At 37.0% G+C, this 15,465-nt stretch carries 16 protein-coding genes; 13 read left to right on the top strand and 3 right to left on the bottom strand.

Annotation, left to right across the window (positions count from 1 at the left end; all coding sequences use genetic code 11):
* The first annotated feature begins 429 nt into the window (after positions 1-429).
* A complete protein-coding gene (locus BMZ04_RS10140) occupies positions 430-846 on the top strand; it encodes an iron-containing alcohol dehydrogenase (protein ID WP_143128291.1) in 417 nt (138 codons plus the stop codon).
* Positions 847-897: 51 nt separating this feature from the next.
* Here the strand turns inward: BMZ04_RS10140 and BMZ04_RS10135 are convergent, their stop codons facing one another.
* Positions 898-1,440, bottom strand: a complete 543-nt coding sequence (locus tag BMZ04_RS10135) for a GNAT family N-acetyltransferase (protein WP_093269202.1) — start codon at positions 1,438-1,440, stop codon at positions 898-900.
* A 155-nt stretch (positions 1,441-1,595) separates the two neighbouring features.
* Here BMZ04_RS10135 and BMZ04_RS10130 point away from each other — a divergent pair, with 155 nt between their 5' ends.
* Positions 1,596-4,805, top strand: a complete 3,210-nt coding sequence (locus BMZ04_RS10130) for a BTAD domain-containing putative transcriptional regulator (protein ID WP_093269200.1) — start codon at positions 1,596-1,598, stop codon at positions 4,803-4,805.
* A gap of 34 nt (positions 4,806-4,839) precedes the next feature.
* Here BMZ04_RS10130 and BMZ04_RS10125 read toward each other — a convergent pair whose 3' ends face one another.
* Positions 4,840-5,028: a hypothetical protein gene (locus BMZ04_RS10125; protein WP_093269195.1), complete on the bottom strand. Its 189-nt coding sequence runs from the start codon at positions 5,026-5,028 to the stop codon at positions 4,840-4,842.
* Positions 5,029-5,366: 338 nt separating this feature from the next.
* Entirely contained in the window at positions 5,367-5,549 is a 183-nt protein-coding gene (locus BMZ04_RS10120; protein WP_093269190.1) for a hypothetical protein, read from the bottom strand.
* A 140-nt stretch (positions 5,550-5,689) separates the two neighbouring features.
* Between BMZ04_RS10120 and BMZ04_RS10115 the strand changes: the two genes are divergently transcribed.
* The 11 genes from BMZ04_RS10115 (at position 5,690) to BMZ04_RS10065 (ending at position 15,336) form a co-directional block, all read left to right on the top strand.
* Positions 5,690-6,943 (top strand): substrate-binding domain-containing protein, encoded by a 1,254-nt coding sequence (locus tag BMZ04_RS10115; RefSeq protein WP_093269187.1) that lies wholly within the window; start codon positions 5,690-5,692, stop codon positions 6,941-6,943.
* Positions 6,944-7,043: 100 nt separating this feature from the next.
* Entirely contained in the window at positions 7,044-7,811 is a 768-nt protein-coding gene (locus BMZ04_RS10110) for an ABC transporter ATP-binding protein (protein ID WP_093269183.1), read from the top strand.
* Positions 7,795-8,502, top strand: a complete 708-nt coding sequence (locus BMZ04_RS10105; RefSeq protein WP_093269180.1) for an ABC transporter ATP-binding protein — start codon at positions 7,795-7,797, stop codon at positions 8,500-8,502. The genes BMZ04_RS10110 and BMZ04_RS10105 overlap by 17 nt, the downstream gene beginning before the upstream one ends.
* 12 nt (positions 8,503-8,514) lie before the next feature.
* Complete coding sequence (locus tag BMZ04_RS10100; RefSeq protein ID WP_093269175.1) at positions 8,515-9,375, top strand: branched-chain amino acid ABC transporter permease; 861 nt, start codon at positions 8,515-8,517, stop codon at positions 9,373-9,375.
* 6 nt (positions 9,376-9,381) lie between these two features.
* Complete coding sequence (locus tag BMZ04_RS10095; RefSeq protein ID WP_093269171.1) at positions 9,382-10,392, top strand: branched-chain amino acid ABC transporter permease; 1,011 nt, start codon at positions 9,382-9,384, stop codon at positions 10,390-10,392.
* Positions 10,389-11,396: a 3-oxoacyl-ACP synthase gene (locus tag BMZ04_RS10090; protein ID WP_093269166.1), complete on the top strand. Its 1,008-nt coding sequence runs from the start codon at positions 10,389-10,391 to the stop codon at positions 11,394-11,396. Before BMZ04_RS10095 ends, BMZ04_RS10090 begins: the two co-directional genes overlap by 4 nt.
* Before the next feature lie 15 nt (positions 11,397-11,411).
* On the top strand, positions 11,412-12,314 hold the full coding sequence (locus BMZ04_RS10085; protein ID WP_093269162.1) for an intracellular short-chain-length polyhydroxyalkanoate depolymerase: 903 nt from the start codon (positions 11,412-11,414) through the stop codon (positions 12,312-12,314).
* Complete coding sequence (gene fabG / locus BMZ04_RS10080) at positions 12,311-13,051, top strand: 3-oxoacyl-ACP reductase FabG (RefSeq protein WP_093269158.1); 741 nt, start codon at positions 12,311-12,313, stop codon at positions 13,049-13,051. Before BMZ04_RS10085 ends, fabG begins: the two co-directional genes overlap by 4 nt.
* A gap of 18 nt (positions 13,052-13,069) precedes the next feature.
* The gene (locus tag BMZ04_RS10075; protein WP_093269153.1) at positions 13,070-14,560 is read left to right on the top strand and encodes a class I adenylate-forming enzyme family protein; all 1,491 of its coding nucleotides are present in this window, start codon (positions 13,070-13,072) and stop codon (positions 14,558-14,560) included.
* Positions 14,561-14,614: 54 nt separating this feature from the next.
* A complete protein-coding gene (locus tag BMZ04_RS10070; protein WP_093269148.1) occupies positions 14,615-15,040 on the top strand; it encodes an acyl-CoA thioesterase in 426 nt (141 codons plus the stop codon).
* The gene (locus BMZ04_RS10065) at positions 15,040-15,336 is read left to right on the top strand and encodes a hypothetical protein (RefSeq protein ID WP_093269144.1); all 297 of its coding nucleotides are present in this window, start codon (positions 15,040-15,042) and stop codon (positions 15,334-15,336) included. The genes BMZ04_RS10070 and BMZ04_RS10065 overlap by 1 nt, the downstream gene beginning before the upstream one ends.
* Positions 15,337-15,465: the final 129 nt, after the last annotated feature.

The raw sequence follows: 15,465 nt of genomic DNA, 5'->3' as shown, positions 1-15,465 counted from the left end.
ATCAGTAATTTGGTTGCTTTCCGAATCGAATTGATTGCTTTCAATTACCGGTTTGTTGCCCTAAGCCATTTTTTGGGTTAATACATTTGAAAAATTACTTAATATTTGGTTTTAGCGAGTGGTTACTGATAAGTAAGCAATTTCCTTTGGTTGAAGCGCAAGGCGGCGACTCCAGCGGGAATAGCATATGTTTTTGCTGCACCGAAAGCGAAGCGGCAGGTGCATGAGCTGAAGACCCCGCAGGAGCGAAGCGACGGGGAGGCTGAAGCCATGCCCGCGGAAAGCGTCCGCCTGAAGCGGAAATCCTAGTGGTCACTTAATAGAGCGACTTTAGTACGCATTATTACTATTTTGATGCCCATTGCTGTTATTCAATGGTATGAATAGCTTCATAAATGATTGCATATCATCAGAATAAATGTTGTAGGAGTGACTGAATCGAAAAAAAGAAGAAATCGTTTCGTTGTGGCTGGATTTATTTTGTTTGCTTCTTTTACAATTCTTTTATTTACTAAAACTCCAAAGGCAGTCCTTGAACTATGTTCGCCACTATTTCAAAATGGGTCGTTAGAGATGCAAAGTATGCAACTAACGCTTATGGAAAAGGGGGGAGTGTATGATCAAGTAGGACAAAGGTTAAAAGAAAAAGGTTACGAGCACTATATGCTTGGCGGTATAACCTCAAATGATAAGATATTAGTCAAATTTATACTTACTAATCAAGAAGCTAACGACAAAATACAGGAAGAAATAACGGATATTTTCCAAGATTATATTGTTAAAAACAACTTGAACACGCAAACATTTAAAGTGAAAGTAAGCAATGATACTAGTACAAACTGGTAGCTAATAAAACACCTTAATTTTGCAAAAGGTGTTTTATTAATGCCGAGAATCCTAAATATTCCAGTCCGGTCTAACCAGTGAAAAAATATAGGCATCGTTTGATTTGTCATTTTGATAAATATAACCTCTTAACAGACCCTCCCTTTGAAAACCTAATGTTAATAACAGCTTATAAGAAGCTTCATTCTCTGGAAAAGTAACTGCTCCTATCCGGTATAAATCTAATTCTTCAAAGCTATACTGGATAACTGCCTTCGCAGCTTCGCTAATGATTCCTCTTCTCCAGTACTCCGGATTCAAGTCATATCCTATTTCTGTCTTTTTACTAGCTATTTGAAGATTGTTCAATCCAATAGTTCCTACAAATTCCTCTGTCTCTTTAAGTGTTATACCCCAACGGATGGACCGCTTCTCTTGAAAATTTTTCTGAAATGAGTTTACTAGATTTACTGCTTGCTGTACATCAATGAAATGAGCCATGCCATAATATTTTGTAACTCTCTCGTCGGAAAAGATAGAATAAACATGAGTGATATGTTCTTCAGTAATCTCAACCAGTTTCAGACGATTCGTTTGTAAAATTGGAAATTCCATTTTATTTTCTCCTTCTTCTCGCATATATTATTGAAGAATACCTTAACATACTTCCATAATTCATGATACATCAGAATTATCGTTTAATTAAGATAATTTATATGGTAGAATTAGTATAAATGATGATGCTACATAATCATGATCGGAGGTAAAGGATGGAACAAACAACCATTATTATGTCGAAATTGACCCCGCCTATTACGTCTTCCTTTTACATGAGAAGATCATCTCTTATTAAGAAATTAAAAACGAATACAAATAGCAAATTATCCATTTTACATAGTGGGGCCGGTTTTGGTAAAAGCTCTGCATTAGCTCAAGTATATGCGGATTCAAAAGAATTATATTCTTGGTATACAATATCGGAGGAAGATGATAATATTCTTCCTTTTCTACGATATCTAGTTCAAAGTATTCGCCAAGTTATACCAACGTTTGGTGAAAGTTTAATGGAAAGAGATTTGCTTTCTATGTATCCAAAAGAAGAGGAATTGACGCAGTGGTATTCTTTATTTAGTAATGAACTCACAATAATTGAGGAACCCTTTTCTATTGTTTTGGATGACTTTCACCTCATTGATCATGTGTTTCATATAAATTTTGTCATCGAAAAAATAATTGAGTTTCTTCCAGCACATATCCATCTGGTAGTCGCGTCAAGGACTCGCCCTAAGTGGTCTATCCTTTTAAAACTCAAACTAAAAGGCCAGTTAGTAGAAATCATAGAGAAGGACTTTATGTTTACAGAGGAAGAAATACAAGTATTTTTTGAAGATTATTTTGAAAGAACAATTTCTGATGAAGAAGCTGCAGAAATTATGAAACTGACAGAAGGTTGGGCGATTGCCATTCATTTAATAGCAATGCAACTTGCTGAGACGGGTAGACATATAAACGAGTTAGTTGATCCCACTTTAAATGATTTGTTCTCTTATTTGTCTGAAGAAGTATTTTTTTTGATGAGTGATGAAGATAAACAATCATTGTTAAATTTCAGTATTTTTCCGATATTTACGGAAAAAGAAATTCGTGAATTTTTTGGAGATAACGAAGCAAACGATCTTGAAAGGTTATCTAGTAGCCATGCTTTTATTCAATCCTTAAGTAATCCAGGATCTTATCGCTTTCATGCATTGTTTCAACAATTTTTAGAAACGAAATGGCTTCAAAAAGATAGTAGTTTGTATTTTGAAACTCATAAAAGAGCGGCTCATTATTTTAGTGAACAACAAAACATCATTCAATCGATTTATCATGCAGTCAAAGCAAATGATGATTATTTTCTTGGAACAATAATCTTACAGTTTGCAGCGTTCATCATTAAAGATGGCCAATTTGATTGGTTTTTAGATTTATTAAAAGAGCATTTTTCGGATAATAGGAGAGAAGAGTTTTATGAATTATTCTTTTATGAGGGTGAGTGCCATCGTTATAGAGCATTTTATGAGAAAGCGAGAAAGGCTTATGAGACTTGTTTAGCTTTTGCCATGAATAACGAAAATCCACTCTATATAAGTCGAGCAAATGTAGGGCTTGCACATATATATTTAGATACGATTCAGCCTGCATTAGCAAAACCTTTTTTAGAAAATGCTGTGAAATGGGCAGAGAATAGCTCTGAAATGGGTAGTCATGAAAGAATCATATTAAAGCGTTTATTAGCTGAAAATCTAGTGAATTTAGGTAAGGCGAATGAGGCAAAAGATTGGGTGCAACAAGAAGAATTGGAAGCTTCCATCCTTAAAGAAGGTAATTTAGATGCACGAATACTTCTTAGAACAGGTTTACTAAATGAAGCTGAGGTTATATTAAGAAATAGAATTAATGATGAGATCAATTTACCAGATTCACATAGGGAAACGGAAGTGCTCCTTTCATTTATATACTCGTTAACAGGCAATATAGAAGAGGCAAAACGATCCGCTATTAAAGGAATTGAAACAGGTATTCGTGAAAGATCGAGTTTTGTGGAGGCAGTCGGTTGGATACGTCGTGGGCATGCTGAAATATTAGAAAATCCTTTTGACTTAGAAACTCCAGAGAATTATTATTTAAAAGCTGTTCATGGAATGGGAGAATTGAATGTATCTAGAGGAAAAGCAGAGCCTTTCATGGGACTTGCCATTTTAAAATCTAGGCAAGGATTGTTGCAGGAAGCAATATCTTACGGAGAAAGTGGGCTTAGAGAAACAAATAAGGGTAATGACTATTGGCTATCTGCGTATATATTAGTTTGTTTAACCATCGTTTATGTTGAGAATGATCTGATGGATGAAGCTCTACAAAAGATATATGATGCTAATCGTCTTTTCATAAGTGGTGGAGACGTATACGGCGAAATGATTTCTGATTACTGGTTAATGATTATTTATGACAAATTAGGTGACAATGATAAATTTGTTTTTCATGCCGAAAAGTTTGCATCGATTTGTGTACAATATGAATTTACTTTCTTCCTACTAAAGAAGACCATTTTTGGACCTGCAGATATACAATTGCATTATCCATTACTCCAAAAAGCAATCGTATTAGAACCGAGTTCCATCGCTATTAATACATTAGCAAATCTATTGAAATTAAATAAAAGCATTAATTATCCAGGGTATCAGCTTACACTTCAACTATTCGGGCCTTTTACGCTTTTTATGGGGTACGAAGAAATTAGCGAGAAGAAATGGCAACGCGATAAATCAAAGGAATTACTTACGTATTTGTATTTGAATCGGAATAGATTCGTTCCAAAAGAAGAATTGATGCATGCAATATGGGGAGAAGGGGACGAAAAGTCGCTAAATCGCGACTTTAAAGTAGTATTAAATGCATTATTAAAAGTGATTGAACCAAATCGTTTAGCAAGAGAAGAATCATTTTTCATTGTTAGAAAACAAGCAATGTACCGAATAAATCCAGAAGCAGCTGTAACTAGTGATTTAGAATCGTTTCAACAATTGACGGAACAAGGATTGGAGGAAAAGAATCCTTTGCTGTCAGCAGATTACCTATTGAAAGCAGTAAAATTATATAAAGGGGAATTATTCGAGGACAAGTCAAGAATTGATTGGATATCTCATGATCGGGAAAAAAATCAACAACAATATTTGTTTGTTTTAGAAAGGCTCGCTCAAACGTATACGAGATTAAAAGAGTTTGAGAAATCCATCTACTGGGCGGAGAAGTTAGTAAGAATGGACCCCACTTGGGAAGAAGCATACCGATTATTGATGTTCGCATATTATCAGCTTCAAAATAGGACCCAAGCCGTGAAATGGTATGAAAAATGTATTTCCGTATTAAATATAGAGTTAAAAGTAGAGCCGATGCATACGACAATTCAAATGTATGAAATGATTACAAGTTACGGTTAAACGAATATATAACAAAAAAGGGTAGTCCAGGATGTCAGTGAAAACTGAATTTCTGAACTACCCTTCCTTGTGGTCCTCCACCACCCAAAGCAACATGTTTGCGATCTATATATACGCCAATGTCTGAATACCAATTAGAAGCTAAATCATCTTCATGTACTACAAATGAGGAGTTGACCTTCATTAAATCAATTTGTTCCTCTGTATTGGTAGCTTCTAACATCTCTTCTTTCGGTTTATATTGATTGAGAGATTTTTTATATGTCTTTTACTTTGTATTTTGCTATGGTAGCAATCCAGTTTTTAAAGAATTTTTAGTTTTGTCGTATGAATCAATATTTTGCCAAATAAATAGGAGTACATTGACTAGACATTCGACTTGAATCATCTTATGTGATTTTTATTTACTTCCTCTCACAATATTGGCCCTTTTACTTCTTATTTCTTGTGAAAAATGACTATTTCTATCAAAAAACAAAAAGAATTATATTGTTAGAAAAATAGTTAGAATCATGGTATTTGCGTACTTATTATGGAGTTCATCGATTGTGTTACTATTCTTCATCCACCAAAATAGAAATGGATAGATTTATTGTCAATTGGTAGCATTTTTTGAAAAAATGCATTTGCTCCTGCGCCGCTATGCTTGCTCGTCGCAGTGAAACCATTTGCTCCTGCGCCACTATGCTTGCTAGTCGCAGTGAAACCATATGCTCCTACTCGAGCTCGTCGCAGTAAAACCATATGCTCCTACTCGAGCTCGTCTCAAAAAAAACGTTTTTTTAAAAGTAGAACGGTTTTTTTGTAACTCTTTTGTAACTCCTATTCAGTACTATAAACGAGAAGCATGACAACGCTTACAAAATGTTCAAAGGGGGATTTACATGACAAAAAAATGGGGCCTATCACTGATGTTCGTATTCGTCTTAATTTTCAGTGCAGCTTGTAGTGATGATACGAGTACAACAAAAGAAGAAACAGAAGAAGGAACAACAACTCCGGTATCTAGTGAAGTGACGGAAGAAGGAGGCACAATCAAAATTGGTGTGCTTGCGTCATTGACTGGCGCACTAGAATCATATGGGAAACAAACGAGAAATGGTTTTGAATTAGGACTTGAATACGCTACAGACGGAACAATGGAAGTAGCAGGCAAGAAAATTGAAGTTGTATTTGAAGACACGGAAACAAAACCAGAAGTCGCTGTACAGAAGGCTACGAAACTATTAGAAGAAGATGAAGTAGATTTTCTAGTTGGATCCTCTAGTTCAGGCGATACATTAGCAGTGCTTCCTCTTGCTGAAGAATATGAAAAAATTATGATCGTAGAACCTGCAGTTGCAGATAGTATTACAGGTTCAGAGTTTAATCCGTATATTTTTAGAACTGCACGTAATTCCTCACAAGATGCAGTTGCAGGTGCGGCAGCTATTGCTAAACCAGGCGTTAAAATCGCAACATTTGCACCCGATTATTCTTTCGGATGGGATGGAGTAGCAGCATTTAAAGCAGCTGCTGAAAAATTAGGTGCTGAAATTGTTCTTGAAGAATATGCAGATCCTGCAGCTACTGATTTTACTTCTAATCTACAAAAGATTATTCAAGAAAAACCGGATTACTTATTTGTTGTGTGGGCTGGAGCGAACTCACCGTGGAACCAAATTGCTGATTTAAAAATGCAAGAAAAAGGGATTAAAATTTCAACAGGAGCGCCTGATATCCCAGCTTTATCTATTATGGAACCATTAGTTGGCATGGAAGGATTTTCTGTTTACTACCATACACTTCCTGATAATCCAATCAATGATTGGTTAGTAGAGGAACATAAAAAACGTTTTAACGGTGAAGTGCCTGATTTATTCACTCCAGGTGGGATGTCTGCTGCTATCTCTATCGTGGAAGCTTTGAAAAAATCAGAAGGAAACGCGGATGGAAATGAACTAATCAAAATAATGGAAGGCATGTCATTTGAAACGCCGAAAGGTACAATGACTTTCCGTCCAGAAGATCACCAAGCACTACAACCTCTTTATTCTATTAAGTTAGAAAAACAAGAAGGAGTAGATTATCCTGTACCAGTTCTAATAAGAGAGTTGTCACCTGAAGAAACAGAACCACCAATTTTAAACAATAAATAATACAGAGTAGTGATAGGCTAAGTAATTAGTTCTATCGCTCTCCACATAATAGAGCTAGCTCTATTATGTGGAGAGCGATAGATGAAAGGGGTAAATGAAGTTGGAACCAATACTGAAAACCGAGAATTTAACGATAAAATTTGGCGGGCAAACCGCTGTAGATCATGTGAATTTTACAATGCCAGCAAAACATTTTAAATCGATTATCGGACCAAATGGAGCTGGCAAAACAACTTTCTTTAACTTAATAAGTGGTGAGTTAAAGCCAACAGAAGGAGATGTCTTATTTAGAGGGGAATCGATGGCGAAATACTCGTCTGTTGAACGCACAAGAAAAGGACTTGGGCGATCATTTCAAATTACAAATGTGTTTCCTAATCTTACGGTAATTGAAAATGTGCGACTAGCAGTCCAATCAAAAGAAAATGTACGATATCAAATGTTTCGTCACTTTACGGCATATAAAGACCTGTATATTCAAGCGGAAAAATTACTAGAAGTAGTACTGCTTTCGAACAAAGCAAATGCAATCGCAAATCAATTATCTCATGGAGAGAAAAGAAAACTAGAAATTGCTATGTTACTTGCACTCGATACAGAAGTTTTACTATTAGATGAACCTACCGCTGGAATGTCATTGGAGGAAGTCCCAGCCATTCTGGACGTGATTAAACAAATTAAACAAACAGGAGACAAAACGATTTTGTTAATTGAACATAAGATGGATATGATCATGGATCTATCAGATTCTATTATGGTGCTTTTTAATGGTAGATTGCTTGCAGATGGAACTCCAAAAGAAATTATGGACAATGAAACAGTTCAAAATGCTTATTTAGGGGGGCTATACGATGAGCATCTTGCTTAAAGTCGATAATATTCATACGCATATTGGTCAGTATCACATTTTACAAGGTGTTTCATTTGAAGCAAAAGAAGGCGAAGTAAGTGTTTTACTCGGGAGAAATGGTGCGGGTAAAACGACTACATTAAAGACAATTATGGGGCTAACTCCAGCAACTTCTGGAACGGTTACTTTTTTGAATGAAGGAATCACCAAAAATGCTACACATCATATTGCTTCTAACGGAATTGGTTATGTACCAGAGGATCAAGGGATCTTTGGGGCACTTACAGTAGAAGAAAATTTAAAAGTGGCAATGAGAAAAGAAGATGATGCTGCTCGTGAAAGACAAGAGTATGTACTGGAGCTTTTTCCAGATTTAAAAAAGTATTGGAAAAAAGAAGGCGGACATCTATCGGGCGGTCAAAAGCAAATGCTATCGATGGCAAGAGCTTTTATTAATGATAGCAAGTTGTTATTAATAGATGAGCCTTCCAAAGGACTGGCGCCTGTAGTGATTGAAAAAGTAATGGAAGCAATTGTGGAAATGAAAAAACAAACTACGATTATTTTAGTAGAACAGAACTTCATTATGGCTAGTAGAATCGGTGATACATATACATTAATCGATGATGGTGAAACCGTTCAATCTGGCCAAATGAGCGAACTAGTCCAAAATGAAGAGTTAAAACGCCAATATTTAGGTATAGGGTAAGGGGGGGAAACAATGGAATTAATCATCAATTTATTGATAAATGGATTAGCGACAGGCATGCTTATCTTTCTTCTAGCAGCTGGACTTACTTTAATATTTGGTTTAATGGATGTATTAAACTTTGCACATGGTGGTTTGTTTGCCTGGGGAGCATTTTCAGGTGTTTGGTTTTACGGGCTTACTAATAGTTTTACCGTAGCAATTATAGGAGCTATTTTGACGGGAATCGTGCTTGGGTTTATTACTGAAAAGCTTATTATTACACCAGTTTACGGTAATCATATCCAACAAATTTTAATAACGCTCGGATTTATGATTGTTTTGTCCGAAATGCTTAAAGTAGTGTTTGGCCCAAATCAACTCGCAGCAAAAACGCCTCCATTATTATCTGGAAGCTGGGAAATCGGAGACGTCATTATTATAAAATACCGCTTATTTATTATTATTGTAGGACTTATTGTATTTGGAGTTTTCCAGTTCATCTTAAAACGAACAAAGATTGGATTGATCGTTCGCGCTGGAGTAATGAACAAAGAAATGGTGCAAGCGCTTGGAATTAATATTAAACAAGTATTTTTATATGTATTTATGGCAGGAGCAGCACTTGCGGCATTAGGTGGTGCGCTAATGGCACCATATTCGGGAGTTGTATATGCGGAAATGGGCATGGAATTTGCTATTCTCGCATTTATAGTAGTAGTTATTGGTGGAATGGGCAGTTTTCCAGGGTCCCTTCTTGCAGCCATACTTGTAGGTCTTGCGGGCAGTTTCATGGCTTACTATGTTCCTGCTTTATCACTTGCGGTTAATATGATGCTAATGGCGATTGTATTAATTTTCCGTCCGCAAGGTTTGTTTACAGCGAAAGGATGATGGGAGATGAAAACTAAATTCCAAGTTAATAATGGTATCTTAATCGTCATAGTGGCAGCCCTCGCCGTATTCCCATTTGTTTCTGATTCACGAACATGGACCATTTTATTGACACAAATATTCATATTCTCTATTTTGGCGATGAGTTATGATATTTTACTGGGGTATACCGGAATCGTATCGTTTGGTCATGCGATGTTTTTTGGAATGGGTGCCTATGCAACAGCAATCATGCTCAACCGTATAGAACCAACGTTAGGTGTGTTCTTTTTATCAATAGCAGTTGGTATGGTAATCGCAGGTATTCTTAGCTTTTTAATTGGACTACTTACACTTAGGTTAAAAAGTCATTTCTTTGCAATGTTAACGATGGCTGTATCTGGTTTATTTTTAGTCCTTGCAGAAAAGTGGAGAACGCTTACACAAGGGAATGATGGATTCACGTTTCGTGCACCAGAGTTTTTTAAAGATCGGATGATGTTTTATCTCCTAGTTCTCGCATGTTTAGTTCTCGTATACTTTTTCCTGCGTAGATTTGTGAATTCGCCACTAGGAAGAGTTTTAATAGCGGTAAGGGAAAATGAACAAAGAACAAAATCACTCGGTTTTCAGACATTGCATTATAAAGTAATTGCTTCTGTTATTGCGGGAGTTGTTGCAAGTTTAGCGGGATCTTTATATGCTATCTCATTACGATTTGTGAATACAAGTGTTTTAACGATGGAAATTACGCTCGATGCTCTCCTCATGACGATTATTGGAGGCGTAGGAACGTTAATAGGTCCGATAATAGGAGCTGGTGTAATTGAGCTTGCCCAGCATTATTTATCTGGGTTGGCAAAAGATTATCCTATTTTTGAAAGATGGATCATCTTCTTTGGGATTATTTATATATTAGCAGTTATCTTTTTCCCAAAAGGTATTGTCGGTACGATTCGTTATGCTTATTGGAAACGTAAAAATAACGATCTAAAAGTTGACGTCCCTGCTCCTAAACGAAAGGAGCTAATAAAATGACTGTAGGGATTGTCAGTACTGGTGTTTACATACCAGACAACTTTATGACTGCTGAAGAAATAGCTACACTTTCCAATTTACCGATTCATGTTGTAAAAAACAAAATGGGTATTACACAAAAAGCCATTCCCGGTCCGGATGATCATACGGTAACAATGGGTATTCGGGCGGCGGAAAAAGCGCTTCAAAAAGGGAATATTGATCCGAAAACAATCGATTTAGTCATTTATATTGGAGAAGAACATAAGGAATATCCTTTATGGACGGCAGCCATTAAAATGCAAGAAGAACTTGGAGCATATCATGCATGGGGGTTCGATGTTGCCCTTCGCTGTGGAACAACGATTATGGCAATCAAATTAGCAAAAAGTTTAATGCAATCAGATGCAACGATTAACACTGTTTTACTTGCAGGTGGCTATCGCAATAGTGATTTTATTGATTATACAAATGAGCGAACTCGTTTTATGTTTAATCTTGGTGCAGGAGGAGCCGCCATGATTTTGAAAAAAGATCATGCGGAAAATATAATTTTAGAGACTGATATGATGACGGATGGATCTTTCTCAGAAGATGTCGTTGTACCAGTTGGTGGAACAAAAGAGCCCTTAACAGCGGATCATTTACAAAAAGGATTATACCGGCTTGATGTATTGGACCCAGAAGGGATGAAGGCGAGACTCGAGCAGAAATCGATGCAGAACTTCTTAAAAGTCATTCGACATGCATTATTGAAAAGCGGTTACTCCGAGCAAGACATTGATTATTTAGCCATCCTCCATATGAAAAAATCGGCACATGATTTTGTATTACAGGAACTTGGTTTAACAAGTGAACAAACGACTTATTTGAGTGATTATGGACACATTGGGCAAATGGATCAAATTATTTCATTAGAATTAGCACAAAAAGTAGGGAAGTTAAAGGATGGTGATTTAGCAGTATTAGTAAGTGCTGGGATAGGGTATGCATGGGGAGCGGTAGCGGTTAAATGGGGAAGATAAAAGGAGTGTATGAAGATGAGTTTACCAAAAGTACAGTTAGAAAACGGTGAACAGGTATCGTATCGCGAACGTCCAGGCGGGGAAGAAGTCGTTGTATTAGTCCATGGGAATATGACTTCTTCTAAGCATTGGGATGTGCTAATCGATCAATTAGATGCGAAGTATAAAGTATACGCGATCGATTTGAGAGGTTTTGGTGAATCTACGTATAAAACTCGTGTTCAAGGGATCAAAGACTTTTCAGATGATTTAAAAGGCTTTGTCGATGCATTAGAATTGAAGCAATTTCACTTGATAGGTTGGTCTACTGGTGGAGCGATTTGTATGCAATTTGTAGCGGATTATCCAGGTTATTGCAAAAAACTAGTACTGCTTGCGTCCGCATCCACAAGAGGATATCCATTTTTCGCTACAAATATGGTTGGTTCACCTAATTTATCACATAGATTTAAATCGATTGTGGATGTGGAGAATGATCTAGCAAGAACAATACCGATGCAGGCTTTATATAATACAAAAAATAAAGCCGGATTAAGAGCCGTCTGGAATGCTTCAATCTATACACATAACCGACCAAAAGAGGAGGATTATGACGCTTATCTTGATGACATGTTAACGCAGCGAAACCTAGCAGATGTATATCATTCGTTAAATACATTTAATATAAGTGCGGTAAATAACGAAGCAGCTAAAGGTACAAATCAAGCAAAAGATATTACCATCCCTGTCCTTATTTTAAGAGGGGATCGTGATTACGTTGTGACAGAGGAAATGACTCAGGAAATTGTCACTGATTTAGGGGAGAATGCCACTTATATCCCACTTACAAATTGTGGCCATTCTCCATTGATAGACGATTTGGAGCAGTTAACAAGCCGAATCGAAAATTTCATTTCAAAGGAGAATAATGAACAATGAGATTACAAGACAAAGTCGCCATTATTACTGGTGCAGCTAATGGAATTGGTTTAGCAGCGGCTCTTCGCTTCGCAGAAGAAGGGGCTAAAGTGGTTTTGGCAGACTATGATGCAAATGCAGGGGTGGAACAGGAGAAAGCACTAAAAGAACAAGGCTATGATGTTAAGTTTATTCAAGTAGATGTAGCAAATAGAGATAGTGTAGATTCCCTTGTAGCACAAACGATTGATCATTTCGGAGAGATTCATATATTAATCAATAATGCGGGAATTACGAAAGATGCTATGCTGACTAAAATGACAGCAGAAGACTTTTCGCGTGTATTGGGTGTAAACGTCAATGGAGTCTTTCATTGCACGCAAGCAGTATTACCCCATTTTGTAGAACAAAAATATGGAAAAATTATCAATACATCTTCTGTAAGTGGGGTTTATGGAAATATTGGTCAAACCAATTATGCAGCTTCTAAAGCAGCGGTTATTGGTATGACCAAAACATGGGCAAAAGAGCTTGGAAGAAAAGGCATTAATGTTAATGCTGTTTCACCAGGTTTCACTTCTACAGCGATGGTTGCAAAAATGCCGGAAAAAATCATCGAACAAATGAAATCCGTAGTTGCGTTGCAACGACTTGGGGAACCAGAAGATATTGCCAATGCTTATTTATATTTGGCATCGGATGAATCGAGTTATGTCCATGGGACTGTTTTACAAGTAGACGGTGGAATTATGATGTAATGAAAGGAGCGGTGCAAAGTGTATACAGAGCAGGCTTGGATATATAAACGTGCAGCGCTGTCTCCAACAAAAATTGCCCTCATTGATAGTAGCACTAATGAACAATGGAGCTATCGTACTTTAACCGAACGTATATCCGAATGGGTTCACTATTTTCAACAAAAAAATTATCAAAAAGGCGATCGAATCGTTGTTATCTCCCAGAATCGAATGGACTTATTTGCGATTATTTTCGCATGCGGCGTATCAGGTCTACTCTATGTACCGCTCAATTTTCGATTAAGTGAAGTAGAACTTTCATATATTTTAGAGGATTGTAAACCGGTGCTCATTATTCATGATGAAGCGCATCAGGCAATTTGTGATTCTTTTGTACATGTGGAGCGTCTCTTAGTGACAACCGTATTAAATCACGCTCCTTTTTTCTATCCAGCCCGCAATAATTGGAGCCCGTCTGATTGCTGGATTATCATCTATACAGGGGGAACGACAGGAAAGCCAAAAGGGGTAGAGCTTTCATTTGATGCGGTCAATTGGAATGCGATCAATACAATTACAAGTTGGGGGTTAAGTGATTCTGATTGTACGTTGAATTATATGCCTATGTTTCATACAGGAGGGTTAAATGCCCTATGTCTTCCAATTTTAATGTCAGGTGGTACAGTAGTTGTCGGAGGTCGTTTCGATGCAGAGGAAGCACTTAAAGCGTTAAATACTTATAAAACTACGATGTCTTTATTTGTTCCAACTATGTATCAAGCAATGCTCGATACGACTTATATTCAAACCGCAACTTTTCCAACCGTAAAAGTGTTTTTATCTGGCGGGGCACCTTGTCCTCATACTATTTATCAACGATTTGAAGAAAAGGGGATCCTTTTTAAAGAAGGATATGGACTAACTGAAGCCGGACCAAACAACTTTTTTATCGATCCATTAGATGCACGCACAAAACGAGGATCCGTAGGGAAATGTATGCTGTTTAATAAAGTGAAAATAGTAAATGAAAATGGAGTACTTTGCCGTCCAAACGAAGTGGGAGAGCTATATATTTCAGGTAAGCATGTGTTTACAAAATATTGGAATAACGATAAAGAAACGAAGCGTGCATTTGCAGATGGTTGGTTAAAAACGGGTGATTTAGCAATGGTAGATGAAGATGGATACTATTATATTGTTGGTAGAAAAAAAGAGATGATTATTTCAGGTGGGGAAAATGTGTATCCGCAAGAGGTGGAGCAGTGCCTGATTTTACATCCCAATGTTCGAGAAGCGGCAGTTATCGGAGTCCAGGATGAAAAATGGGGAGAGTGTGTAACTGCATTTGTATCCTGTCTTGAGATAGATGAATCGTTCGAAACTGAATTATTGCACTGTTGTAAGCGCATACTTAGCGGTTATAAGGTGCCAAAAAAGATCTATATTTTAGATGAGCTACCCCGAACGGATGTTGGCAAAATCGATAAAAAAAGATTACAAGAATTAGCTGTAAAAGCTGTAAAGTATTGATTTACAGCTTTTTTTGTTGCCTTTTTGTATAATAAGTTATGAGGTGACATGTATATGTTTATTAGTAAGAAAGAAATAGAAGTACGCTATGCGGAAACAGATCAAATGGGAGTTGTGTACCATGCAAACTATGTCATATGGTTAGAAATCGGTCGTACGCAGCTTATTAAAGACTTAGGCTTCTCTTACGCTGGACTTGAAAGCGATGGTTATTTATCGCCTGTGACAAATGTGAATATACACTATAAATCATCTGTAAAATACGGGGAAACAGTAGTTGTGAGAACTTGGATTGAAAGCCACGGAAAGCTTCGTACTACATATGGTTATGAAATTGTCCATGAAGACGGAACGATTGCTTCTACTGCAACGTCGGAACATGTTGTTGTGAACAAAGACAATTTCCGACCAGTTTCACTGAAAAAAGTTCATCCTGCATGGGATGCAAAATATGCGGAAATTGCAAAGGTGATGGATTAATGGCATTTGGTATAACTAGGGAAGAGTTACGTCGTTGGAAAGTAACCGTTGAAAAGGAACAAATCGCCTTTCTAACCCATTACTGGCTAGATGATCGATTTCCGGGATGTAAAACGGTTACGAAAGTCGGCTGTAGCAACTTAGAGAAGCTAATCGAGTGGGGAGAAAAATACGGTTTAAAAGAAGAGTGGATTGACCATAAGGAAGCTTATCCACATTTCGATTTATTTGGAAAACACGAATATGAAATCATGAAAAAAGAAGGACTGCTGGATCAGTTGATGCGGTTTACTTAAGAAAAGCGCAAGCGCCTATGCCTGTCGGGGAAACGTTCTTCTGCGACGAGCTGTGCGCAGGAGCAAGGCACTGGAGCTTGCGCAATACTGCGTTAATAAGTTTAATACTTCTTATCATTAAAAAAAGCG

The organism is Psychrobacillus sp. OK032, assembly GCF_900111345.1.
Classification (GTDB): domain Bacteria; phylum Bacillota; class Bacilli; order Bacillales_A; family Planococcaceae; genus Psychrobacillus.
Note: the sequence above shows the minus strand (reverse complement) of the source record. Positions and strands in the feature narration are given on the sequence as shown.